General features: G+C 70.4%; 16 protein-coding genes. 5 read left to right on the top strand and 11 right to left on the bottom strand.

Annotated elements, in window-relative coordinates:
* Window positions 1-6: 6 nt before the first annotated feature.
* From IHV25_RS05735 to IHV25_RS05700, 8 genes are all read right to left on the bottom strand, one after another.
* Window positions 7-1,617, bottom strand: coding sequence for a carboxyl transferase domain-containing protein (locus tag IHV25_RS05735; RefSeq protein ID WP_192534149.1), 1,611 nt, complete (start codon window positions 1,615-1,617; stop codon window positions 7-9).
* Window positions 1,617-2,780: an isovaleryl-CoA dehydrogenase gene (locus IHV25_RS05730; RefSeq protein WP_192534148.1), complete on the bottom strand. Its 1,164-nt coding sequence runs from the start codon at window positions 2,778-2,780 to the stop codon at window positions 1,617-1,619. The genes IHV25_RS05735 and IHV25_RS05730 overlap by 1 nt, the downstream gene beginning before the upstream one ends.
* Before the next feature lie 113 nt (window positions 2,781-2,893).
* Entirely contained in the window at window positions 2,894-3,853 is a 960-nt protein-coding gene (locus tag IHV25_RS05725; protein ID WP_192534147.1) for a TetR/AcrR family transcriptional regulator, read from the bottom strand.
* Window positions 3,854-3,945: 92 nt separating this feature from the next.
* Window positions 3,946-5,763 carry an acyclic terpene utilization AtuA family protein gene (locus tag IHV25_RS05720; protein WP_192534146.1) on the bottom strand — a complete coding sequence of 606 codons (1,818 nt, stop codon included), beginning with the start codon at window positions 5,761-5,763 and terminating at the stop codon, window positions 3,946-3,948.
* A gap of 3 nt (window positions 5,764-5,766) precedes the next feature.
* The gene (locus IHV25_RS05715; RefSeq protein ID WP_192534145.1) at window positions 5,767-6,546 is read right to left on the bottom strand and encodes an enoyl-CoA hydratase-related protein; all 780 of its coding nucleotides are present in this window, start codon (window positions 6,544-6,546) and stop codon (window positions 5,767-5,769) included.
* 769 nt (window positions 6,547-7,315) lie between these two features.
* Window positions 7,316-7,513 carry a heavy-metal-associated domain-containing protein gene (locus IHV25_RS05710; protein WP_192534144.1) on the bottom strand — a complete coding sequence of 66 codons (198 nt, stop codon included), beginning with the start codon at window positions 7,511-7,513 and terminating at the stop codon, window positions 7,316-7,318.
* Window positions 7,513-9,255 (bottom strand): divergent polysaccharide deacetylase family protein, encoded by a 1,743-nt coding sequence (locus tag IHV25_RS05705; protein WP_192534143.1) that lies wholly within the window; start codon window positions 9,253-9,255, stop codon window positions 7,513-7,515. Before IHV25_RS05705 ends, IHV25_RS05710 begins: the two co-directional genes overlap by 1 nt.
* 155 nt (window positions 9,256-9,410) lie before the next feature.
* The gene (locus IHV25_RS05700; RefSeq protein WP_192534142.1) at window positions 9,411-11,687 is read right to left on the bottom strand and encodes a heavy metal translocating P-type ATPase; all 2,277 of its coding nucleotides are present in this window, start codon (window positions 11,685-11,687) and stop codon (window positions 9,411-9,413) included.
* A 753-nt stretch (window positions 11,688-12,440) separates the two neighbouring features.
* Between IHV25_RS05700 and trpD the strand changes: the two genes are divergently transcribed.
* The 3 genes from trpD to IHV25_RS05685 all read left to right on the top strand — a co-directional run bounded on the left by trpD (window position 12,441) and on the right by IHV25_RS05685 (window position 14,982).
* Entirely contained in the window at window positions 12,441-13,511 is a 1,071-nt protein-coding gene (gene trpD, locus IHV25_RS05695; protein WP_192534141.1) for an anthranilate phosphoribosyltransferase, read from the top strand.
* Between the two features lie 175 nt (window positions 13,512-13,686).
* Complete coding sequence (trpC, locus tag IHV25_RS05690; RefSeq protein WP_192534215.1) at window positions 13,687-14,484, top strand: indole-3-glycerol phosphate synthase TrpC; 798 nt, start codon at window positions 13,687-13,689, stop codon at window positions 14,482-14,484.
* 318 nt (window positions 14,485-14,802) lie between these two features.
* On the top strand, window positions 14,803-14,982 hold the full coding sequence (locus IHV25_RS05685; RefSeq protein ID WP_192534140.1) for a hypothetical protein: 180 nt from the start codon (window positions 14,803-14,805) through the stop codon (window positions 14,980-14,982).
* A gap of 461 nt (window positions 14,983-15,443) precedes the next feature.
* Here IHV25_RS05685 and IHV25_RS05680 read toward each other — a convergent pair whose 3' ends face one another.
* Entirely contained in the window at window positions 15,444-16,262 is an 819-nt protein-coding gene (locus tag IHV25_RS05680) for a ComF family protein (protein WP_192534139.1), read from the bottom strand.
* Between the two features lie 58 nt (window positions 16,263-16,320).
* Between IHV25_RS05680 and IHV25_RS05675 the strand changes: the two genes are divergently transcribed.
* Both IHV25_RS05675 and IHV25_RS05670 read left to right on the top strand, forming a co-directional pair.
* A complete protein-coding gene (locus IHV25_RS05675; protein ID WP_192534138.1) occupies window positions 16,321-17,160 on the top strand; it encodes a methyltransferase domain-containing protein in 840 nt (279 codons plus the stop codon).
* A complete protein-coding gene (locus IHV25_RS05670; RefSeq protein ID WP_192534137.1) occupies window positions 17,157-17,879 on the top strand; it encodes a LysE family transporter in 723 nt (240 codons plus the stop codon). Before IHV25_RS05675 ends, IHV25_RS05670 begins: the two co-directional genes overlap by 4 nt.
* Before the next feature lie 57 nt (window positions 17,880-17,936).
* Here IHV25_RS05670 and IHV25_RS05665 read toward each other — a convergent pair whose 3' ends face one another.
* Together IHV25_RS05665 and IHV25_RS05660 are read right to left on the bottom strand one after the other, a co-directional pair.
* Entirely contained in the window at window positions 17,937-21,224 is a 3,288-nt protein-coding gene (locus IHV25_RS05665; RefSeq protein ID WP_192534136.1) for an error-prone DNA polymerase, read from the bottom strand.
* Window positions 21,221-22,807, bottom strand: a complete 1,587-nt coding sequence (locus tag IHV25_RS05660; protein WP_197974962.1) for a DUF6504 family protein — start codon at window positions 22,805-22,807, stop codon at window positions 21,221-21,223. Before IHV25_RS05660 ends, IHV25_RS05665 begins: the two co-directional genes overlap by 4 nt.
* Window positions 22,808-23,624: the final 817 nt, after the last annotated feature.

The raw sequence follows: 23,624 nt of genomic DNA, 5'->3' as shown, positions 1-23,624 counted from the left end.
GTGTCCTCACATGCGGAACAGGCCGAAGCGGGTTTCCGGGATCGGGGCGTTCCGTGTGGCCGCCAGGGACAGGGCCAGGACGCTGCGGGTGTCCCTCGGGTCGATGATGCCGTCGTCCCACAGCCGGGCCGAGGCGTAGAGCGGAGCGCTTTGCTGCTCGAACTGCTCGACGGTGGGGCGCTTGAAGGCGTCCTCCTCGTCCTGGGACCAGGTGCCGCCCTGGCGCTCGATCCCCTCGCGGCGGACGGTGGCGAGAACCCCGGCAGCCTGCTCGCCCCCCATGACCGCGATTCGGGCGTTGGGCCAGGTCCACAGGAACCGGGGGCTGAAGGCCCGGCCGCACATGCCGTAGTTCCCGGCCCCGTAGGAGCCGCCGACCACGAGCGTGATCCGGGGCACGGCGGTGGTGGACACGGCGGTCACCAGCTTGGCGCCGTGGCGGGCGATGCCGCCGGCCTCGTAGCTTCGCCCCACCATGAAGCCCGTGATGTTCTGGAGGAACAGCACCGGAATTTTCCGCTGGGAGCACAGCTCGATGAAGTGGGCCCCCTTGACCGCGCTTTCCGAGAACAGGACGCCGTTGTTGGCCAGGATGCCAACGGGCATGCCGTGGATCCGGGCAAAGCCGCAGACCAGGGTCGGGCCGAACAGGGCCTTGAACTCGTCGAATCGCGAGCCGTCCACCACCCGGGCAATCAGCTCGCGCACATCCCAGGGGGTTTTCGGATCCCGGGGCACGAGCCCCAGGATCTCGTCGGGATCGTGAACGGGGGCCTCGATCCGGTCATCGGGAAGGAGGCGTGCGTGGGTTGGGGCGGGCGTGTTGGCCACGCAGCGCCGCGCCAGCTCCAGGGCGTGGTCGTCGCTGGCGGCCAGGTGGTCCGCCACACCCGAGTGCCGGGCGTGGGTGTTGCCGCCCCCCAGCTCCTCGGCGCTGACGATCTCGCCGGTGGCCACCTTTACCAGGGGCGGGCCCGCAAGGAAGATGGTGCCCTGGTTGCGCACGATGATGGTCTCGTCGCTCATGGCCGGGATGTAGGCCCCGCCGGCGGTGCACGAGCCCATGACCACGGCAATCTGGGGAATGCCCTCGGCGGACATGCAGGCCTGGTTGTAGAAGATGCGCCCGAAGTGGTCCCGGTCGGGGAAAACCTCGTCCTGGCTGGGCAGGTGGGCGCCGCCCGAGTCCACCAGGTAGACGCAGGGCAGCCGGTTTTCCCGGGCGATTTCCTGGGCGCGCAGGTGCTTTTTCACCGTCAGGGGGTAGTAGGTGCCGCCCTTCACGGTGGCGTCATTGGCGACGACCATGACCTCGCGGCCCGCGACCCGCCCGATCCCGGTGATGAGCCCTGCGCCGGGTACCTCGTCCCCGTAGACCCCGTGGGCAGCGAAAAGGCCGACCTCCAGGAACGGGGAGCCCGGGTCCAGAAGCCGCAGAACCCGGTCCCGGGGCAGGCGCTTGTTGCGGGCCAGGTGGCGGGAGCGCGCACTGTCCCCGCCGCCTTCCAGGATGCGCGCCGCCGCCGCCGCTGCCTCCCCGAGACGCGCAAGCATGGCGTCCCGGTTCTCGCGGTAGCTGTCGGAGCGGGTGGAGACCTGTGATGACAGGCGGCTCATCACGCGGTCTCCCGGAACAGCTCGCGGCCGATCAGCATGCGGCGGATTTCCGAGGTGCCCGCGCCGATCTCGTAGAGCTTGGCGTCCCTGAGGAACCGCCCGGTGGGGGTCTCGTTGACGTAGCCCATGCCGCCCAGGGTCTGGATGGATTCCAGGGCCAGGTGGGTGGCCGCCTCGGCGGCATACAGGATGCATCCGGCCGCATCCTTGCGGGTGGTCTCGCCCCGGTCCGCGGCGGCGGCGGCGGCGTAGACATAGGCCCGCGCGGTGCTGGCGGTGACGTACATGTCGGCGAGCTTGGCCTGCATCAGCTGGAAGGTGCCGATGGGCTGGCCGAACTGCTCCCGGTCGTGGACATAGGGAACCACCACGTCCAGGCAGGCGGCCATGATGCCGAGCGGGCCTCCGGCCAGGACAATCCGCTCGTAGTCGAGGCCGCTCATGAGCACCCGCACGCCCTCGCCGGGCTCGCCCAGGAGGTTTTCCGCGGGGATCTCGCAGTCCCGGAAGATCAGCTCGCAGGTGTTGGATCCCCGCATGCCCAGCTTGTCGAGCTTCTGGGAGGTGCCGTACCCCGGCGTGCCCTTTTCCACGATGAAGGCCGAGATGCCCTTGGCGCCGCTGGTGCCCTCGGTGCGGGCGTAGACGACCAGGGTGTCCGCGTCGGGTCCGTTGGTGATCCACATTTTGGTGCCGTTGAGCACGTAGCGGTCGCCCTTTTTCTCGGCCCGGAGCTTGAGGGCGGTGACGTCGGATCCGGCCCCGGCCTCGGACATGGCCAGCGCGCCCACGTGCTCGCCGGAGCACAGCTTCGGCAGGTAGCGGGCCTTCTGCTCGGGGGTGCCGTGGCGGCGGATCTGGTTCACGCACAGGTTGGAGTGCGCGCCGTAGGACAGGCCCACCGAGGCCGAGGCGCGGGAGATTTCCTCCATGGCGACCACATGGGCCAGATAGCCCATGCCGGAGCCGCCGTACTCCTCCTCCACGGTGACGCCCAGGAGCCCCATCTCGCCGAACTCACGCCAGAGCCCGGACGGGAAATCGTTCTTCAGGTCTATGGACTCGGCGAGCGGCGCGATCCTCTCGCGGGCAAAGCGTCGCACAGTATCACGCAGCAGTTGTGTTTCCTGGGAAAGTCCGAAGGTCAGTCCGCCATTAAACATCGTCGTGTCTCCCTCTTCGTGTTCCGGAACGTTTGACCCTCTTTCGGGGCTGCTCCGGTTTTTTCGGTCCTGCCTTGTGCGCAGGATCCATGTTCCCGTTTTCGGGTGTTCTGTCAGCAGGCGTCCGGGCCCCGGGGCGCCCGCAGGCTCCCGGGTTCCAGCCCGACGGCGCGGGACGCCATGTCGAGGTAGATGTCCTCGATCTCGGCGATGCCCAGCCGTCCGTCCGGGCGGTACCAGGTGGTCACGCCCGTCAGCATGGCGATCAGGGCGCGGGAGGCCACCGCAACGTCCTGCACCCGGAACACATCGGCACCGGCGTGAAGGATGGCCTGGAGCACCTGCTCGTAGCTGCGGCGCAGAAGCTCCACCTCCCGGAAGTTGTCCGGCTCCAGGCTGCGCAGTTCCATGTAGGCGATGAACACGGCCTCGGGGCGTTCAAAATGGAACCGCACATGAAAGCGGACAAAGGCCTGGAAGCGCACCTGCGGGGGTGCGTCCAGCGGGTCCACCGCCCGCCAGGCGCCCAGAACGGTCTGCATGTGGGTGACCATCAGGTCATGCAGAAGGGCCTGCTTGGTGGGGTAGTGGTTGTAGAGACCGCCGACGCGAATGCCCACGGCGTCGGCGATGTCCCGCATGGGAACCGCCGCGTAGCCCTTTTGGGCAAACAGGCGCAGGGCATGCAGCCGGATGCTGGCGGCCCGGGCCGAGCGCCCGTAGGACAGGCGCAGCCCCTCCGTCGCGGGCGGAGGTGAGGCCGGGGATGCACTGGCCCCGGACGCGGCCGGAGCCACGTTGGCCCCGGGCGCCGCCGGAGGCGCGCTGCAGTAGGATGCGGCCGGAGGCGCGCTGCACTTGGACGCGGCGTGCGGTTCACGGGCCCCGGTCGCCCCCGACGGCGGGCCCGGCGACAAGAATGAACGATCATTCACATCGCGCCCAAAAAAAGGGGAGGCCGCCGGAGAGCTCCGGTTGCTGTCCGCATCGCCCACCGGCCCCGGCTCCGCAGGAACGGCGCCGACGGTGTCCGTCAGGGCGTAGACCTGTGTGCTGTAACGCGGGAGTCCCATCGGGGATGTTCCTTTCTTCCGTGTAGGGGCTGTGGGCCCGAGCTAGATATTTACCTTATATCCACCTTTTTAAAACCGCAAGCCCCATGCGATCAAGTTATAATGTTCCCGTCCCGGTGGGTGGAAGCAAGGTCGGAAGGCACGGGAATGCTCAGGTCCAGGAGCATCTGGGCCATACCTTTTCCCAGGGCGTCGTCCCGCAGGCTGGCCATGCCGCCGCCGCCCAGGGCCCGCTCGATCAGGAAGTTGAAGCCTCCGATTCCCGGAACCTCGAACCGTCGGACCGGTCCCTCCGCCAGGTGGGCGAAATAGGCCGCCACCCGGTCGGTGGTCAGTTCGCGGCGCAAGAGCTCGGTGTACTCCGGGCGGCGCGGGATCACGCCGATGTTGGAGCGGTCGCCCTTGTCCCCAGCCCGAACCCAGGCCAGCCGCACGAGGGGAAGCTCGCCCGTGCCGGGGTCGGCGGGGGCCGGGCTCCGTTGGGGCGACTCGAGCCCGCCGGCGAGGGGATCCGCGTCGAAGTGCGCGGTGCGGGGAAGGGGGACGCTCCAGCGTTCGTCGTCGATGGTGACGACCGGCTCCGGCAGCCGCTCCTTCGGGAGCTGGAACGAGAAGAGCCGCACCACGGGCGAGGGCCTGGGCCGGCCTCCGGCAAAGCCGGTGGTTCCGGGGGCGAAGCTGGTGACCGCCGAGGCGACCTCGTTGCCCAGGATCTTCAGGGCCTCCGGATCCTCGTGCTCCGCGGCCAGTTTCATGACGACCTCCCGGGCGGCACGGGCCCGGCTGTGGGGGCCGTAGATGGATTCGCTCCCCAGGATCTCCACCAGGGTGCGCCGGAAGTCCGCATAACCGCGCTCGCGCAGCAGCCTGCGGGCGCGCTCCAGGATGGCGTCCGCGGTCCTCTGGGCCTTTTTGGCCGCATCAATTCCGATGATCGAGAGGGTGCCGAAAAGCCGCGCCCCGTCCACAAAGGTGGTCGAGACCTTGTAGCACGACGGCGAGGGCCGTCCCCGGGCGGGGGAGACCCAAACCCGGTTCTCTCCCTCCTGCCGCAGGGTGACCCGGGAGAAGTCCGCGGTGACATCGGGCAGGATATAGGCCTCGGGATCGCCGATCTCGTAGAGCATCTGCTCGGCCACGGAGGACGTCGTCACAAGGCCCCCGGTGCCCTCGGGCTTGGTGAGGGTGAAGCTGCCGTCCGCGCGGCACCGGGCGATGGGGTAGCCGATGTTGGCCCAGTCCGGAACCTGCTCCCAGTCGGTGTAGTTGCCGCCGGTGGTCTGGGCGCCGCACTCCAGGATGTGCCCGACAAGGCTGCCGGAGGCCAGCCGGTCCCAGTCGTCGGCCTGCCAGCCGAACTCGTGGACCAGGATGCCCAGGGCAAGGGCGCTGTCCACCACCCGGCCCGTGACCACGATATCCGCGCCCCGGTCGAGGGCGGCGGCAATGGGCCGGGCGCCCAAATAGGCGTTGGCGCTCATGACCGTCTCGGGGAACGGCTCGCCGGAGAACATCTCGCGCCGGTTCTCGGCCCGCAGCGCATCAAGAAGGGGCGAGACGTCGTCCCCCTCCACCGCCGCGATTTTCAGGTCCAGACCGGCCTCCCGGGCAACGGCCGAGAGGGCGCGGGCGCACGCCCCGGGATTGACGCCCCCCGCGTTGGCCACAAGCTTCAGTTTGCGCTCCCGGAGCGAGGGCAGAAGGGCCCGGACCACGTCCACGAAGTCCGTTGCGTATCCGGCCTCCGGATCCCGGCTTCGGGCCTTGGCCAGAATGGACATGGTGACCTCGGCCAGGTAGTCGAACGTCAGGTAGTCGACGCTGCCGCACCCGGCCAGTTGAAGGGCCCCCTGGGAGCTGTCCCCCCAGAAGCCCGAGGCCCCGCCAATGGATACAATCTTGTTTTTCATGAGTTATGTCCCTGTCCAGTTGGGTTGACGCTTCTGCGTCGCCGCCTCAAAGCCCTCGGCCGCGTCCGGGGTGAGGGCCAGAACGCCGATCTGGGTCTCGGTGAAGGCGAGACACTGCTCGAACGTCATGCCCGCTAGCGCGGCGAGAGCATATTTCCCCCGGCGGATGGCCGAGGGCGACTTGTCCACAATGCGCGAGACCAGCCAGTCCGTGCGGGCATCCAGCTCGGGGCCCGGAACCACGTAGTTCACAAGCCGCATGGCGCAGGCGTCCTGTGCGCTCACCGGCTCGCCGGTCAGGCACATCTCCTGCAGGTCGGCGTGGGGCATCTTGTCGCGCAGCACGGCCAGCACCTGCATGGGAAAGACCCCGACCTTGACCTCGGGCAGCCCGAACAGGGCGTGGTCCGCGGCCACGGCCAGGTCGCACAGGCCCAGAAGGCCCATGCCCCCGGCCATGCAGGTGCCGTTGATGCGTCCGATGATGGGCAGGCGGCAGGCCCTCGCCGTGCGCAGAAGGTTGGCAAGGGGGCGTGTGGGCTCGACGAGGTCGGTCCCGAAGGTGCCCGGCCCCACGGACAGGTCCATGCCCGCACAGAAGGCCTTGTCTCCGGCTCCGGTCAGGACGATGGCCCGGACCGGGCGGCTCTCGGCCGTGCGGAAGGCGGTGTCCAGAAGCCCGATCATGGGCTCGGTCAGGGCGTTGCGCTTGTGGGGGCGATTGAGGGTGATCCAAAGGACGTTTCCGCGAACCTCCTCGGTCACCGGGGGTGCATCGGTCATGCGTGTCTCCCGACGTGTCTCACGGTTTCGTGGTCTCCCGGGACCGGTGTGCGCCGGAAGCCGGGAGCGCCTCCTCTGCGGGAGGCTTGGTGTGGCCAGAGGGGGTCTCCGGGGCCGGTGTCCCGGCCCCGGAGCCTGTGGCGCAAGGAGCCGCGCTATCACGCGGCCCTATATGTGAGGTGCTTTGGCGGTCTTGTGTCAAGACGATTTGCATAGCGCCCGGTGGCGTGGGCGCGCACGGGCGGACATCTGCGGAATGTCCGGATGGGGTCTTGCGGCCGGACCGGGGCGAAGTGGAGCGGGGTCCGGATCCGGCGGGACGCGGGGCTGCGATCCACCGGCACCCGGGGTATTGCGTGGGGGGGCATGGGTTTGGGGAGTGCAATGATGGGGTGTCCACCCTCCGCGAGGGGCGGGATGAGGCTGCTCCGCGCACGTCTGGGGGCATGTTCCGGGAGCCCCGGCGGGAGGTGCTGGCAGGCCCGGGTGCAATCACGGATCAGCGACGTGCTGTCGGGGCCCGGGCGCGTCCATGGGGCAGAAAGGCCCGCGTGGCGGTCATTGGGTCCGGCACCGGTTGGCGTGGCAGGGGGGGCGGAGGATCGTCCGGCGGCCCGGCCCGGGGGGGCTGTCGTCCCGGGGAGTGGGGCGGGCCGGGCGTGGAGCCTGCGCCCCTGGCCTGTTCGGGGGCCGGGCGCAGGCTCTCTTTTCGTTTCCCCCCCAAGAGGCCGCTTGCGTTCACGGTTCCGGGGGTATGTCCCGGGTGTGACTATTCCACGTCGAAGCCGGCGGACTGGACCGCGTCCTTGATGGCCGCCAGGTCTCCCGGGGGCGAGACCCGCACGACCCCGTTGTCCATATCGATGTGGACGCTTGCTCCGGGGGCGGCGGATTTCACCGCCCGTTCCACCGAGGCAAGGCATCCGCCGCACGTCATGCCGCGTACTGTGAAAAGCTGTTCGTCCATCAGGGGATCCTTTCCTTTCGGGTTTCGGTACCGTGTTGGGAGACAAGGGTTCCCGGAGCCTGGGCCGGCGTGCGGGCGAGGGCACTGACCGGCACAAGGCGGATCCCCTTGTGCTCGAGGGTGGGCAGCCAGGCCTGGAGAGCGATGATGGTGCCCTCCCTGGGGTGGCCGATGGCGATGGCGTGGCCGTGGCGCCGGGCGGCGCGCTCCAGTTCGTCCAGCTGTTTCAGGACGCTGGCGCTGTCCGCGTCGTTGTCCAGGAAAACGGTCCGGCTGGCCCAGGGGACGCCCATGGCAGCGGCCGTGACCGCGCCCTTGGTCCGGGCGGAGGTCACCGAGTCCACCCACATCAGTCCGCGCCGGGAGAGTTCCTCCATGACCAGCGTCATGGCCGCCGCGTCCGCGGTGAACCGGGAGCCCATGTGGTTGTTGATGCCCACGTAGCTCTCGCCGCGGTCCAGGTTCTCCCGCAAGGTGCGGGTGATGTGCTCGGGGGAGTCCGCAAGGCGAAGGGCGCCCGGTCCCGGGTCGGCCTTCGGGTTCAGGGGCTCCATGGGCATGTGCAGGAGAAGCTCGTGCCCGTTGCCCCGCGCCGCGCGCATCTGCTCGCGCAGGTTCCCGGCGTAGGTCAGGTACGACAGGGTGAGGGGCCCCTCGAGCGCGGCAATGCGCCGGGTCCGGGGCCGGTCCAGCCCCATGTCGTCGATGATGACGGCTACCGCCGGCCCGTGTCCTGCCGGGGCGGGGACGGCGTGACGCTTCCAGGGCGCCACGCTACCGGTGGCTGAAGCCGGGCCGGGGCCCAGGGCAGCTGTCCGGGTCTGATCCGTTCGCTCGGGCGTGTCCCGGTGCGAGAGGCCGGGCGCAGACGGAGCAGCCGGGTCGGCTCCATGTTCCGTCCCTGTGACACCGCCGCGCCAGGAGTCCGGAGCTCCGGCAAAGCGGGCGTCCGCGATTTCCGAGCCGCGCTCCGCCAGCCCGTCCGCACGCTCGTCCGGGTCCGCCGCCGGGGCCGCGGTCAGGGTCTGGAACAGGACGTCCAGAGGCCCGTCGGGATCCGCTGTCGGGGCAGCTGCCACCGTGGCCTGCGTGTGAGCCGGAGCCTGTGCGTAAGCCTGAGTCTGTGCCTGTGCCTGCGTTTCGGTCTCCGGGGCGCGAACGCCCGTGTCCGGCTGCGCAGGCGCGGCCCGGGAGGCGGCGTCCGGACCGGGGCCGGTGCTTTCGGTCGCCTGTGTCCGGTCCTGGAGGGCGGCGAGCAGTTCCGTGCTGCTGGAGGGTGGCAGGACAAGGGGGCGGGCGGGTGCGCCGGTGCTGGCCGGAGCCGGCCCGACAGCCAGGACCGAAGACGCCGTCGGGGCGAAGGCCGCGGATGTCGCCGGGTGTCCGGCAGATGCGCGCCCAAGGGAGGAGGGCACGTCACGGGTTGCAGCCGCGGGGGGCGCGTCCCGCATCACAGTTCCGGTCGTTGCGAACGGAGCTGCGGCGGGCGGAGCCGGATCTGTCAGGAAACCCGACAGGGATCCGGGTGCTCCGGTCTTCACGCCCGGTGCTGGGCCCCCGTCCAGTCCTGCAAGGGCAAGCAGGGTGGTGCGGGTGTCTGCCGAGAGGCTGGCGCCAACAAGCAGGCCCGTCACAAGCGTGGCGATTGCAACCCAGGGAAGCAGTCCGGGCCGGGAGCGCCGGTGGTTTCCGGTGCTCCGGGCGTGCTGCCTGCTCTGTGTTCCGCGCCGTGCGCTGGACATGCCCCAGTCCCTCCAAATGTATGAGATCGGGGAGCCCCTGGCCGGAGTGCTCCCCACAGAGGTGCAAGATATCGTAGTTCCCTGCCCAAGTCGACACTACAGAGGTGGTATCAGACGCCGATTCCGGCCCGTTTCCGGCGGAAAAGGCGCCATTTTCACTCTGGACGCCAGCGCCGCAGCAGGAGCGAGCTGCTGACCACCGAGACGCTGGAGGCGGCCATGGCGGCGCCCGCGATCATGGGGGAGAGGACGCCCAGCGCCGCAAGCGGAATCGCCACCACGTTGTAGGCAAAGGCCCAGAACAGGTTGATGCGGATGCGCCGCAAGGTGGCCCGCGACAGGCTGATGGCGTCGGGGACCAGCGCGGGGCTGGAGCGCATAAGGGTGATGGCGGCGGTTTCCATGGCGGCGTCCGAGCCCCCGCCCATGGCGATGCCCACATCCGCCTCGGCCAGGGCGGGCGCGTCGTTGATGCCGTCTCCGGCCATGGCCACCACGGCGCCTTGGGCCCGCAGATCCCGGATGGTCTCGGCCTTGCCCTCGGGCAGCACGCCTGCGCGCACATCCCCGATGGAGACCTGCTGTGCAATGGCCCTCGCCACGGGCAGGCTGTCACCGGTCAGCATGATGCTGCGGACCCCCAGCGTCTCCAGCGCGCGGACGGCACCGGCGGCGTTTGCCCGGGGCGGATCCGCCAGCATGAACAGGCCCAGAAGGACGGGCGCGGGGGCGGATGGCCCGGCGTCCGCCAGGCCGGTCCGGGGCGCGCCCCGGTCGCCGGATCCGTTCAGGGGGGCGGCGGCCATCCACACGGTGGTGCAGCCCCGGGCCTCCATGCCGGCCGCCAGGGTTTCCGCCTCCGGGGCCCCGCCGGCCCCGATGCGCCTCATGTAGGCCCGCGAGCCCAGCCAGAACCGGCGCCCGTCAAGGCAGGCGGTGATCCCGTAGCCCGGCTCCTGGTGAAAATCCTCCACCGGCAGGGGGGTAAGTCCATGCTCCTGTGCGGCGGTGCGCAGGGCCGCCGCCAGGGGGTGGGTCGCGCTCTGCTGGAGGCTGCCCGCGATTTCCAGAAGGTACTCCTTTTCGGTGTCGGCGTTCGGATCGGTGGCGCTGCGGTAGTCCACCAGCTCCGGGTGGCCGGTGGTCAGGGTGCCGGTCTTGTCGAAGACGACGGTATCGACGCCGCTCAGGCGCTCCAGGGCCTCGGCGTCCCGGATCAGGATCCCATGGCGGGCTCCCAGTCCGGTCCCCACCATGACGGCGGTGGGCGTGGCAAGGCCAAGGGCGCACGGGCAGGCAATCACCAGCACCGATACGGCGGCGGTGATCGCCGTTTCGTGGGATCCCAGGGCAAACCACCAGATGGCAAACGTGATTCCGGCAAGAAGGACCACAACGGGGACAAACACGGCGGCAATGCGGTCCACCAGGCGCTGGACCGGAGCCTTGGCGGCCTGGGCGCTCTCCACCAGCCGGATCATGCGGGCAAGGGTGGTTTCCTGGCCCGTGGCGGTCAGGCGCACCCTCAGGGCCCCGTCCACGGCCAGGGAGCCGCCGATCACCCGGGCGGTCTCCTCCCGCAGGACCGGGACGCTCTCGCCGGTCAGGAGGCTCTCATTGACCAGGGAGCGCCCCTCGATCACCACGCCGTCCGCCGGGACCAGAGCCCCCGGGCGGACCCGCACCACATCGCCGGTGCGCAGCTCCGAGGCGGGAACCTCCTCGGTCCGGGTGCCGTCGTCGCGCTCCCGCAGGGCCATGTCCGGGCGCAGCGACATCAGGGCCCGGATGGCGTTCCCGGCCCGGTCCCGGGCGCCCGCCTCCAGGAGCTTTCCGAGCAGGACCAGGGTGATCACTACCGCCGCGCTCTCGAAATAGAGCCCCTGGCCGGTCTCCCCCATGACCACCCGCCAGGCCGAGATGAGGAAGGCGGCGCTGGTGCCAAGGGCGACCAGCGTGTCCATGGTGCCGTAGCCGGAGCGAAGGGCCGTCCACGCCCCGCGGTAGAAGCGCAGGCCGGGGCCGAACTGGATCAGGGAGCCGATGGCCAGCTGCCACAGGGGGGCGATGGTTCCCGGAAGGCCGGCCATGTGGGCCACCATGTCCCACATCAGGGGCAGGGAGGCGGCAGCGGCCACCAGAAACATGACCCGCTCTGTTTCCCGGGCCCGGTTCCGCTCCCGGGCGCGCGTGCTGGCGTCGTCCGGGTCGTCCCGGTACAGCCGGGCCTCGAAGCCGGCCTTCCCGACGGCGTCGATCACGTCCTGGGCCCGGGCAGCGCCGCCCACCATCTCGAGGTGGGCCCGTCCGGTGGCCAGGTTGACCGAGACGCTGTCCACGCCGTCCAGCCGGGAGAGAACCTTCTCCAGCCGGGCGACGCAGGCGGCGCAGCTCATACCGGATATCTCGAAATCCACGGACGTCTCACGCATGGGGCTGCCCCTCCCCGGGCACGGCTTGATAACACACACACAAAATAATCCGGGCCCCCGGGCCCGCTGGCGGCAGGACGCCCTGCATAACCCGGGTCCGGCAGGACTCCCGCTGTCCCGGGAGATTGCCCCGACCGGCGGCCATGCCGGCCGGCGGGCGGCCCGTCGGGACCGTTTGCCCCGAGCCCCGCTCGGTTCCCGGTTCGGTCCGGCTGCAGGGCCGGCGGCGATGGACGGACGGCCCTGAACCCGGGATCCCCTCCGGGACGGCGGCGCGTGCACCGCAGCGCACCGGAGCGCACACCGGAACGCGAAAAGCGCCGGGAGTTCCGGCGGCTCTTGACGCACCCCTGTCAAGTCGGCACTGTAGCGGGCCCTTCAGGGGGACGCACTCAGGCCCAGCAAGTTGACCATGATTATCATTCCACTTCAAGCGTCCAGATTTCCGGTTTTCCTGCGTGCCAGCGCGTCTGCGCCGGGCAGGTGCCGGCGCCTTTCCGGAGTGCGCAGGCGCCCTGTCGGGCAGGGGGCGCGCAGGCGCCCGGTCTGGCAGGGGGCGCGCAGGGCCGCTGGCGGATCCGGAGCCGCGCCCGAGGGGGGACACCCGCACCGGATGGCGCCGCCGGGGCTCTCCCGGACAGGGGCTCCGGCCCCAATGTGGACACCCGCCCCCAGGGCCAGGGGTTTGAGCGCCCCCGGGGCGCCGGACACCGACAGACGATCATCCCGGAACAGGCAGCGGACAGAAAATTCATGACAGACGAAACCGAAGATCTCCAGGTCGAGGACATTGACTTCAAGCCGCTGATCGCCCTCGTGGCCTCGGGGCAGACCCTCACCGAGCGGGATGCGGAGCGGGCCTTTGACATCATCATGACCGGCAACGCCACCCCGGCGCAGATCGGAGCCTTTCTCATGGGGCTGCGGGTCCGGGGCGAGACGGTGGACGAGATCACGGCCGCCGCCCGGGTTTTGCGCTCGAAAGCCGTTTCGGTCCAGGCCCCCGAGGATGCCATCGACGTGGTCGGCACCGGCGGGGACGGTGTGGGAACCTATAACATCTCCACGGCGGCCTCGATTGTTGCCGCTGCCGCCGGAGCCCGGGTCGCCAAGCACGGCAACCGTGCGGCCTCGTCCCGGAGCGGCTCGGCCGACGTTCTGGGGGAGCTGGGGCTCAACCTGGACGCCCCGCCGGAGGTGTTCCTGCGCTGCATGGAGGAAACCGGCATCGGTTTCATGTTCGCCCAGCGCTATCACGGAGCCATGAAGCACGTGGGCCCCATGCGCTACGAGCTGGGCGTGCGGACCATTTTCAATCTTCTGGGGCCGCTTGCGAACCCGGTCGCCGCCACCTTTGAGCTTATGGGCATCTACAGCGAGCAGTGGCTCGAGCCCATCGCCGAGACCCTGGGACGCCTGGGGCTGAAGCGGGCCTGGGTGGTCCACGGCAGTGACGGCCTGGACGAGATCACCACCACCGGTCCCACCCACGTGGCCGAGTTCCATCAGGGAACCGTGCGCCGTTTCCAGATCGTGCCCGAGGACGCGGGCCTGCCCAGGGCCTCGCTCGAGGATCTGAAAGGGGATGACGCGGCTTTCAACGCGCGGGCCATCCGGGATCTGTTTGCCGGGGTGCGCTCGCCTTACCGCGACGTGGTGCTGCTGAACGCGGCGGCGGCCATCGTTATCACCGGCCTCGAGGACACCTTGCGCGACGGCGTGGGCCGGGCGGCTGCGGCCATTGACTCCGGCCGGGCGGGGCAGGTACTCGACCTGCTTGTGCGGCTCTCCAACGAGCCGCCGCCCGCCGGGGAGGCTCCCTGACCCTCCGCCAGACTTCTCCCCGACCCGGGCTCCGGCGCGGGGATCCCGTTTCCGGACGGGCGCCCGCCGGGTTGGCCGGGCCCCGGTCCGGACCTGACAAGGGCTGAACTGACCTGAACCGAGTTGAGCCTCACCCCTGTTCCGAAAGCACCGGAGTCCGGATATGACCCTGTCCATCCCCGACGTTCTGAAAGAAATCTGCGCCACCACCCGCGAGAGTGTGGAGGCCCGCAAGGCTGTGCGCTCCGAGGCCGACCTGCTGGCCGCCATTCAGGGGTCCGGTGACGCGCCCCGGGGCTTTGCCCGGGCTCTGGGCGCCATGGCGGAGCGGGGCCGCCCGGCCCTGATTGCCGAGATCAAGAAGGCGTCACCGTCGGCGGGTCTGATCCGTGCGGAGTTCTCGCCGCGGGATCTGGCCCTGGCCTACGAGCGGGGCGGGGCCGCCTGCCTGTCCGTCCTGACCGAGGAAACCCGCTTCCAGGGCTGTGAGGCCTATCTGGTGGAGGCCCGCTCGGCCGTGTCCCTGCCGGTTCTGCGCAAGGATTTCATGATCGATCCCTGGCAGGTTCTGGAGGCCCGGGCCATGGGTGCGGACGCGATCCTTCTGATCATGGCCTGTCTTGACGACGCGCTCGCCCGGGATATGGAGGCTCTGGCCGCGGCCCACGGCATGGACGTGCTGGCCGAGGTCCACGACGAGGCGGAGCTGGAGCGCGCCCTGACGCTTCTCAACACGCCCCTGATCGGCGTGAACAACCGCAATCTGCGGACCCTGGTGACCGACCTGGCGGTGACCGAGCGTCTGGCTCCGCTGGTGCCGGCGGACCGGGTGCTTGTCTGCGAGAGCGGCATCCGCACCCGCGAGGACATCGCCCGCATGCGGACCGTGGGCGCCCAGCGTTTCCTGATCGGCGAGACCTTCATGCGCCAGCCGGATATCGAGGCGGCGGTCACGGACCTGATCGGTCTCTGACGCTCCGGTGCCGGGCCCGCGGGCGGGTCGGGTTGGTCGCGGGCCCCGGGCTCCGCTTTGAGAGCTGTCCCGGTTCCGCCCTGCGGCGCGTGCCGGGGGATCTGTCGTTCCGGGTGGCCTCCGGTGCACCGGGTGGTGCCCAGCGGGATCCGGTGGCGGTCGCGCGGTCGGGTTGGCTGCGGGCAGCCGTCCTTTCGGTTGTTTTTGGTCAGGTATGTGTTGCCAGGGTGTGGTGGGCTGATTATGAAAGATCAGGGGCCGGTTCTCCGCGTGTGACTGAGGGCGAGGGGCCGGCGGCTAGCACGGGGTGTTTTTGCCATGAGCCTGCGCCGAACGATCCGCCGTAACCGCTTTTCCGTGATCCTGACTGTTCTTGTCCTGGTGTGCTCGACAGCCCTTGTGGCCGGGTGCGCCTCGAAGCGCCCGGGTGTTGTGGCGGGCGGAACGGTGGCGGGCTCCTCCAGCGGGGGCAAGGCGGCTGTGATTTTCGACTGGTAGCCGCCGTCCGGCCTGTTTGCGGGACGCTTTCCGTCCGAGGGCAGGGGCGGGCTGCGGGCCTGCGCCCAGGGCGCCCGGACGTCCACACCGCTGACCCATAGCACGGACCTATGACACGGACCCACGCCACTCGACCGGCCCGGGGGCGGGATGCCCGCCGCTCCGGAGAGGGGCGGGGGCGTGACCGTGTGAGCCTGGCCCTTTGGACCGGAACCATGGAGAACTGGCTTCGGGGAGCCCCGTCCCGGGAACTCCGGCCCCCGGTCCTGGCCGCCTGGCTGCGGACGTTTGGTTTTTCGGCCCCGGGTTTGGGAGGCTTTCCGCTTCTGCTGTCGTGAATCCTGCGCCTTCAAGGGCGGGGCAGGACGGGGCCTTGGGGTCAGCGCTCGGGGTCAGGGCCTGGGGTGGGGTGTGCCGGGCATGCCGGGCATTCGACCGGGAGCCGGCGGGGCGGGCTCGCCTCAGAACCAGCCCCGTGCGCGGCCGTGCTGGCGTACGAACCGGTGTTCCGGAGACACCCGTGCCAGGGTCAGGACATCAACCCGGGTGACCCCGGCGGCCACCAGGGTCCGGGTGCAGGCCTCCATGGTGGCCCCGGTTGTCATCACATCATCCACAAGCACCACGGCCCGTCCTTTCAGCCGCTCCGGGTGAACGGCCTCGAACGCGTTGCGCACGTTTTCCATGCGCTGGGCGCGGCGCTTGCGCCCCTGGGGGGCGGTTCTGCGGGTGCGCCTCAGGCCACGCAGGTCGGCCTCCAGCCCCGTTCCCGAGGCGATGGCCCGGGTGATCAGGCCGGCCTGGTTGTAGCGGCGCAGGAACAGGCGGCTCCAGTGCAGGGGCACGGGGATCAGGAGGCAGTCCGGCGTCAGGAGGCTGCGCCCCGCGTGGGTCATCCAGCGGGCGAACAGGTCGACCGACTCGGTCCGGTCCGCGTGCTTCAGCTGGAGCACAAGGGGAGCACTTTCCTCGTCATACAGAAGGGCCGCCCGGGCACACCGGTAGAGCGGGCGCCGGGTCAGGCACTCGGGGCACAGCCGCGGTGCGCGGTCGTCCCCCGGCTCCTGGGCCAGCGGAAGCCCGCAGCGCCAGCACACCGGGCCGTCAATAAAGGACAGGCGGGCAAAGCACGAGGCACAGAGCCCTTGATGCCCCGACACGATGTCTTTACATCGGGGACAGGTATGGGGAAGGATGGCGTCCACGAGCGTGCGCCCGAAAACCTCGACGCACTGCCGCAGCAGCCCCATTGTCCCGAGCGATTCATGACCCGACGCCATGGCGGCGCCTCCCGGCAAGAAAATCGTCCCTGTTCAACCCCTTATTCTAGCACAGAGCATGACCGATATCGCGACCCTTTTTGATGCAGCCGCCGTCCGGCGTAACCGGGAGCGGGCCGCCCGCGCGCCCGAAGGTGCGGACTTTCTTGTTGCCGAGGCCGCCGAGCGTCTGCTCGACCGGCTTGATGACATCCGCCGGTCCTTTCCGGTGGCCCTGGACCTGGGGTGCCGCTGGGGCCTGCTGGGCGAGCGCCGGGGCGCCCGGGGCGGGATCGGGCACCTTGTCCAGTGCGACACGTCCCCCGCGTTCTGTGCGCTGGCCGGGGCACGCAATCCCGGGTCTCCGGTGGTTTGCGCCTCCGAGGAGGCTCTTCCCTTCGCGGAACAGTCCTTCGATCTGGTGATCTCGAACCTGTCGCTTCATGCGGTGAATGATCTTCCGGGGGTTCTGGTGCAGATCCGCCGGGCGCTGAAGCCCGGGGGCGCGGCCCTGATCAGCGTCCTGGGGGGCGAGACCCTTGTGGAGCTGCGCCAGTGCTTTTATGACGCCGAGGTTTCCCTGGGCCGGACCCCGAGCCCGCATGTGGCTCCGGTGGTGGATGTGAAGGATCTGGGCGACCTTGCCGCCCGGGCGGGCTTCACCATGCCGACCGCGGACCGCGACGGGATCGAGGTGCGCTACGAGGAGCCCCTGAATCTGTTTCGGGATCTGCGTCAGATGGGCGAGGCGAACGCGCTGGTCCGCCGGTCCCGGGGGGGACTGCGCCGGGATGTCCTGGCCCGGACCCTGGAGCTGTACCGGGAGCAGTTCGCCGGCGAGGACGGCCGCGTCCCCGCCACCTTCCAGATCCTGACCCTGACGGCCTGGGCCCCGGAACGCAGGGTCCGGAGCCAGTGACCCTTCTGTCCGCCGACACGCTTCTTTTCCTGGTATCCCCCGCGTTGCTGGCGGTGTCCCTGTGCTACACTCCCGGCCCCAACAACACCCTGGCTCTGGCCACGGGGCTGGAGCGGGGTGTGGCGGCGGCAGCGCCTCTGGCGCTGGGCTCGGCCCTCGGGGCGAACCTGTCGCTTCTGGCGCTGGGCTACGGACTGGGGGAGGTGTTCCGCCTGTATCCGTTCGCCCTCGAGGGGCTGCGGGTCGCGGGAACCGTGTACCTTCTCTGGCTTGCGTGGCGGATTTCCGGCCTTCGTCTGCCGTCGCTCCGGGCTGTGCGCCCGGGCCGGTGGATCCGCCGCCCGGCGTTGGTTCCGGCACGGCCCGCAGACGGAAGCGATCCGGGGCCGGAGGCAATGGCAGATCCCCGGGGGCAGGCCCGGGTTCGCCTGCCCGGTTTTTTCGGCGGGTTCCTGCTCCAGCAGGTCAACATCAAGGCCTGGATCACCAACCTGATTATCGTCAGCACCTATGTGCAGACCGGCGAGGGGCGGGAGCTCCGGCTCTGGCTGATTGCGGCCCTGTTCACGGTGGCCGGGATCGGGGCGGTGTTTGTCTGGGCAGCCCTGGGGGCCCTGATGCGCCGCTTCCTGACAGCAGAAACGATCCGGCGCGCCAATTATGTCTTTGCGCTGTTTCTCGTCCTTTCCGTTCTTCTGCTTTACCTTGACCCTCTGTGACGGCGGCGGGGCCCGCGGAGGCAGGCGGTCCTGCAAGGGCGGGTCCGGGCGCCGGGGCTAGCGGAAGTCCCGGGTTGGAACACGAAACCCCGTTGCCTCTGTGGGGGTGGGCTCCGCCGGTCCGCCAAGCTGTCCCAGCAGGGCCGAGAGGTCGGTGATGCGCCGGGCCACCAGGTGCACCACCTCGCCCTCCCGCTGGATCGAGCCCCGCACCCCGATGAGGGGGGCCGTCAGCAACGTGCGCCGGAACTCCTCGTAGACGTTTTTCCAGACGACCACGTTGGTGATGCCGGTCTCGTCCTCCAGGGTGACAAACAGGACGCCCCGGGCGGTTCCCGGACGCTGGCGCACCAGGACCAGGCCCGCGATCTCCAGCCAGCGCCCGTCGTTGGCCGAGGTGGCCTCCTCGCAGGTGACGATGCGCCGCTCCGAAAGTGACCCGCGCAGGAACGAGACCGGGTGGGCCCGCAGGCTGAGGCCCACGGTGCCGTAGTCGTGGAGCACCTCGCTGGCTGCGGGCATGGGGACAAGGTCCATCTCCGGTTCCCGGACCTCGGCGATGCCGGTTTTCTCCCGGGCGCTGGCGGCGCGAAACAGGTCCAGGGGCGCGTTCTTCAGGGCCCGGACGGCCCACAGGGCCTCCCGGCGGGGCAGGCCGAAGGCGGGGCGGAAGGCATCCGCGTCCGCCAGCCGCTCCAGGGTGGAGGCCCGCGCCGTGCACCGGGTCCGCAGGTCGTCCAGGCTGTCGAAGGGGCGTTCGGTGCGGGCCAGGATCAGGGCGGCCATGTCGGTGTTGCTCAGGCCCCGGATCATGCGAAAGCCGAGACGCACCGCCAGTCGCCGGGTCTTTCCCGCCCCGGAGGGCTCGAGGGTGCAGTCCCAGCGCGAGGCGTTCACACACACGGGCCGGATCTCGACCCCGTGGGCGCGGGCGTCGCGCACGATCTGGGCCGGGGCGTAGAAGCCCATGGGCTGGGCGTTCAGAAGGGCGGTGCAGAACACCTCGGGGTGATGGCACTTCAGGTAGGACGAGGCATAGGCGATCAGGGCGAACGAGGCCGCGTGGCTTTCCGGGAACCCGTAGCTGCCGAAGCCCTGGATCTGCCGGAAGGTGGCCTCGGCAAACCCGCGCTCATAGCCGTTGGCCACCATGCCCTCCACCAGCCGGGTCTCGAAGGTGTCCACGCCGCCCCGGTTGCGGAAGGTGGCCATGGACTTGCGCAACTGGTCCGCCTCGCCCGGCGTGAAGCCCCCGGCCACAATGGCCACGCGCATGGCCTGCTCCTGGAACAGGGGCACGCCCAGGGTCTTGTCCAGCACGGTTCGCAGATCCTCGCTCGGGTAGGAGACACTCTCCAGCCCGTTGCGCCGCCGCAGGTAGGGGTGGACCATGTCGCCCTGGATGGGCCCGGGCCGGACAATGGCCACCTGGATGACCAGGTCATAGAAGGTCCGGGGCTTCAGGCGGGGCAGCATGGACATCTGGGCCCGGGATTCGATCTGGAAGACCCCCAGGGTGTCGGCCCGGGAGATCATCGTGTAGGTGGCCGGATCCTCGGGCGGGATGCGGGCCAGGTCGAGGGGGATCCCCTTGTGACGGGCCAGAAGGTCGAAGGCCCGTCGCAGGCACGAGAGCATGCCCAGGGCCAGGCAGTCCACCTTCATGAATTTCAGGGCGTCGATGTCGTCCTTGTCCCACTCGATGACCTGGCGGCCCTCCATGGCGGCGGGCTCGACGGGGACCAGGCTGTCCAGGGGCTCGCGGGTGAGGACGAAGCCCCCCGGGTGCTGGCTGAGGTGGCGCGGGGCGCCCGCAAGCTGCTCCGACAGCTCCAGGGCCAGGCGGATGCGCCAGTCCTGCAGGTTCAGGGTGCAGCCCTCCAGATCCTCCGGGCGCAGGCCTGTGTCGGACCAGCGGGAGGTCAGCTCCAGAAGGCGGTTCAGGGTGTCGCTGTCCAGTCCCAGGGCCCGGCCCACATCCCGCAGGGCGCCCCGGGTCCGGTAGCGGATGACGGTGGCGCACAGGGCGGCGTGGTTTCGGCCGTAGGTCTCGAAAATCCACTGGAGCACGATTTCCCGGCGGTCGTGCTCGAAGTCCACGTCGATGTCCGGCGGCTCGGCACGCTCCTCCGACAGGAAGCGCTCGAAGAGCAGGTCGCTGGAGGCCGGGTCCACCGAGGTGATCCCCAGCACGTAGCACACCGCCGAGTTGGCCGCCGAGCCCCGCCCCTGGCACAGGATGCCCCGGGAGCGGGCAAAGCGGACAATGGCATGAACCGTCAGGAAATAGGGCGCGTAGTCCAGCTTCCGGATCAGGGCCAGCTCGTGGTCCAGGGTGCGGCCGACCTTTTCGGGAACCCCGTCCGGGTAGCGCCTGCGGGCACCCTCCCGGGTCAGATCCTCCAGGTTTTCCTGGGGCGAGCGGCTCGGGTCCGCCCGCTCCTCGGGATACTGGTAGACCAGCTCATCGAGCGAGAAGCGGCAGAGATCCGCAATCATCCGGCTGCGCTCCAGGGCCTCGGGGTGGCGGGCAAGAAGGCGCTGCATCTCGGCTGGCGCCCTCAGGTGTCGGTCCGCATGGCGCTCGCGCCGGAAGCCGAGGGCGTCAATGGTGGTTTTCAGGCGGATGCAGGTCAGCACATCCTGGAGCCTGCGGCGCTCGGGGCTGTGGAACAGGACATCGCCGGTGACCACCGGGCGTACGCCGGCCTCCTGTCCCAGGCGCTCGATCCGGTGCAGGCGTACGGCGTCGTCCGGCCGGCGTCGCGGCGTCAGGGCCACAAAGCCGTCCTGTCCGAAAATCCGGGCCGTGTGCCCGAGGGCGGAGCGCAGGGCGTCGTCCGGCTCCCCGCTCACCAGGATGGCGATCAGGCCGCGGGCGTGGGTGTGGACGTCCTCCCAGCCCAGGTCGCAGCGGCCCTTGCCCGCCCGCGCCTTGCCCAGCGAGAGCAGGCGGCACAGGCCCGAGTAGGCATCCTTGTCCCGGGGGTAGACCAGAAGGGACGCGCCGTCCCGGAGATCCAGGCGGGCGCCGACAATCAGCCGCACCCCGGTGGCCCGCGCGGCCTCGCGGGCGCGCACCACGCCCGCAAGGGAGTTCCGGTCCGTGATGGCAAGGGCCCTCATGCCCAGGCGCCGGGCGGTCTCGAACAGCTCGTCGCAGGAGGAGGCGCCCCGCAGGAAGCTGTAGTGGGACGTGACCTGAAGCTCCACCCAGGGCGGGGGGGTGCCGGATCCACCCGGGCTGCGGGGGCCTTGCGGACTGTCGGGCCCGGTGTGCCAGGACGCGCTTCGGGGGGGCGTGTCGGGCGGCCGCACGGGCAGGCGGGTGACGGTCGGGCTCATGCGAAAAACCCCTGCAGAAACCAGCGGCCCGAGCCCGTGTCCGGGTTCTCCCCGTCCCCCAGGCGGTAGACCCAGTAGCGCTCCCCGGTGTCGGTTTCCAGGCGGAAGTAGTCCCGCACCGCGTCCTGCTCGGCCGGGCGCTTCCACCACTCCCCGAAGATGCGTTCGGGGCCGTCGGCGCACACGACCCGGTAGCGGGTGCCCCGCCAGGTGAAGGCCCTGGGGGGCCTGTCCGGAAGAAGGGCCAGCGCGTCGATGGATTCCGGTGGCGTGAGAAGGCGCACGGGCCGGGGCCAGGGAGGGGCCGTCCCTGTGCCCGCTCCGGAGCCCGGCGGCGGATCCCGGTCGGACCGGGACAGAACCGGGATGCGCACCACCGAGCGCTCGGGCACGTCGCTCTCCACGCTCCGCAGGGTGTAGACCCGCTGGCCGCCCAGGCGGTTGACCAGGATGTCCACAAGCGGGGACAGGTCGCGCACGGAGGCCGGGCTGCCCTCATCCCCGTCGTCGGTGGTGGTCTGCCGGGCGGGCGCAAGGGGGAGGGTGGCCGTGGCCCGGAGGATCATGGTCTCGATGCCGAAGCCGGGATCAAGCGTGTCGATGCGCTCGCGAAACAGGCGCGCAAGCCGTGCCGGGTCGTGAAGGGCGGTGGAGGTCCGGATGCGCAGGCTCACCACCCGGTGGTCCACCCGGTGGCAGAACAGGTCGAACACCCGTCCGCCCAGCCCCCGGTTTTGCAGGGTGTGGCAGAGGCTCCGGGCCAGGAGGTTCGCCGCCGCCGCGATGGACTCCCCCGTGCCGACGGGCTCGGCAAAGGCCATGCGGGCCTGGGGCGTCTCCCGGGCGCGAAGGGGCCGGAACGGTTCGTCCACGTCCCCCAGGGCCTGGTCCAGCCGCAGGCTGATCACGGGGCCGAAGCGCCGGGCCAGGGGCGCGCGGGGGCGCTTCAGAAGGTCGCCGATCCGCTCGAAGCCCAGGGTGAGAAGGCCGTCCCGTATGGTCTCGGGCAGCCGGAGGGCCTCCAGGGGCAGGGGAGCCAGGTGGGTCCGCGTGGTGCCCGCAGGGGCAATGGTGCAGGTGCGGGCGCCGTGGCGGGCCAGAGCCCGGGCCGCGGCCGGGGTGTCGGCCAGGGCCAGGCGCGGCGTCAGCCCCAGGTCGCGGAGATAACGCTCCAGGGCCTCCATGAGGGCGGTCTCTCCCCCGAACAGATGGTCCACGCCTGTGGTCTCGAGAAGAAGGCCGTCCGGAGGGTCCACGCCGATATGGGGGGAGAAGGTCTCCAGAAGCCGCAGGCCCAGGGCCTCAAGCCTGCGGGCGTCGTCCGCAGGTGTGGCCGGGATGACCGTCAGGGGCTCGACCAGGGCCCGGGCCCGGGTGAGGCTCATGCCCGGGCGGATGCCCAGAGCCAGGGCCTCCGGGCAGGCAGCGTGGACCCGGTCCCGGTTCCCGCTTCGGGCGCTCAGGACCAGGGGGGCGGGCTGGGCCGTGCGGTGTTCGTGCAGGGGGGCGGTCGCACAGGGGGCTCGCGGTCCCTCGGGCGGGGTTCCGTATGCGGTGCGGGAGTGGTGTGCGGCAGCACGCACGGTGCGTCGTTCGACCGGGACAGGGGGGGAAACCCGGGTGCCCGAGGGGGGCGGGGGGCGGAACACAGAGTGTAAGCCGGACTGCGCGGTCGAGGGGGGCTCGGGGTGGAGCATGGGGTGTAAGGCGGACTGCATGGCCGAGCCGGCGCCAGGGTGGGACACGGAGGGGCCGGCGGAGTGCACCGCGGAAGGGGCGGTCGCGTGAGTGGCCCAAACAGTGGCGTGGCCGACCGAGGGGGGCGCAGCGGGGGGAGCCGGATGAGCGACGGAGGTGTGTGTGGCGGAGAGGTTGGCGGTGAGCCGTGGGGCGGAGGGAGTGGGCGAGCAGGTGGCTGAACGGGTGGAGGAGGGAGTGGCAGAGCGGGCTGCAGACCGGGTGGAAGCTGAGTCGATGATGTGGGCACCCGAGGGGGTGACCACGTGGTTTCGCGACGCGGCGGGGTGAACGCTCGAGGGGGGCGTGGGGTGGAGCACGGGGTGTGGGTGTGACGCGGCCTGTATGGCCGAGCCGACACCAGGCTGGGGTACAAGGGGGGATGCGGACTGCGCGGCCACGGGGGCGGCCGTATGGGTGCCTGATGTGGCCAGAGTGCTTCCATGCTGCGGGCGTGCGGCATGGGCACCGGCATGGTCCTGGGTATGGGTGCCGGTATCAGGACGGGAGCTCTCATCGGTGGTGGTGGCCGTGAAGGTGCCGGCATCAGCACCGGGACGGGTTCCGATGTTGGTGCTGGTGCCTGTGGTGCCCTTGGCACGATTTCTGGTGTCGATGCCTGTTCCGGCGCAGGTGGTAGCCGCGGGGCGGGTATTGGGGCTT

Origin of the sequence: Phaeovibrio sulfidiphilus (assembly GCF_014861485.1) — a bacterium.
Taxonomy (GTDB): domain Bacteria; phylum Pseudomonadota; class Alphaproteobacteria; order Rhodospirillales; family Rhodospirillaceae; genus Phaeovibrio; species Phaeovibrio sulfidiphilus.
Note: the sequence above shows the minus strand (reverse complement) of the source record. Positions and strands in the feature narration are given on the sequence as shown.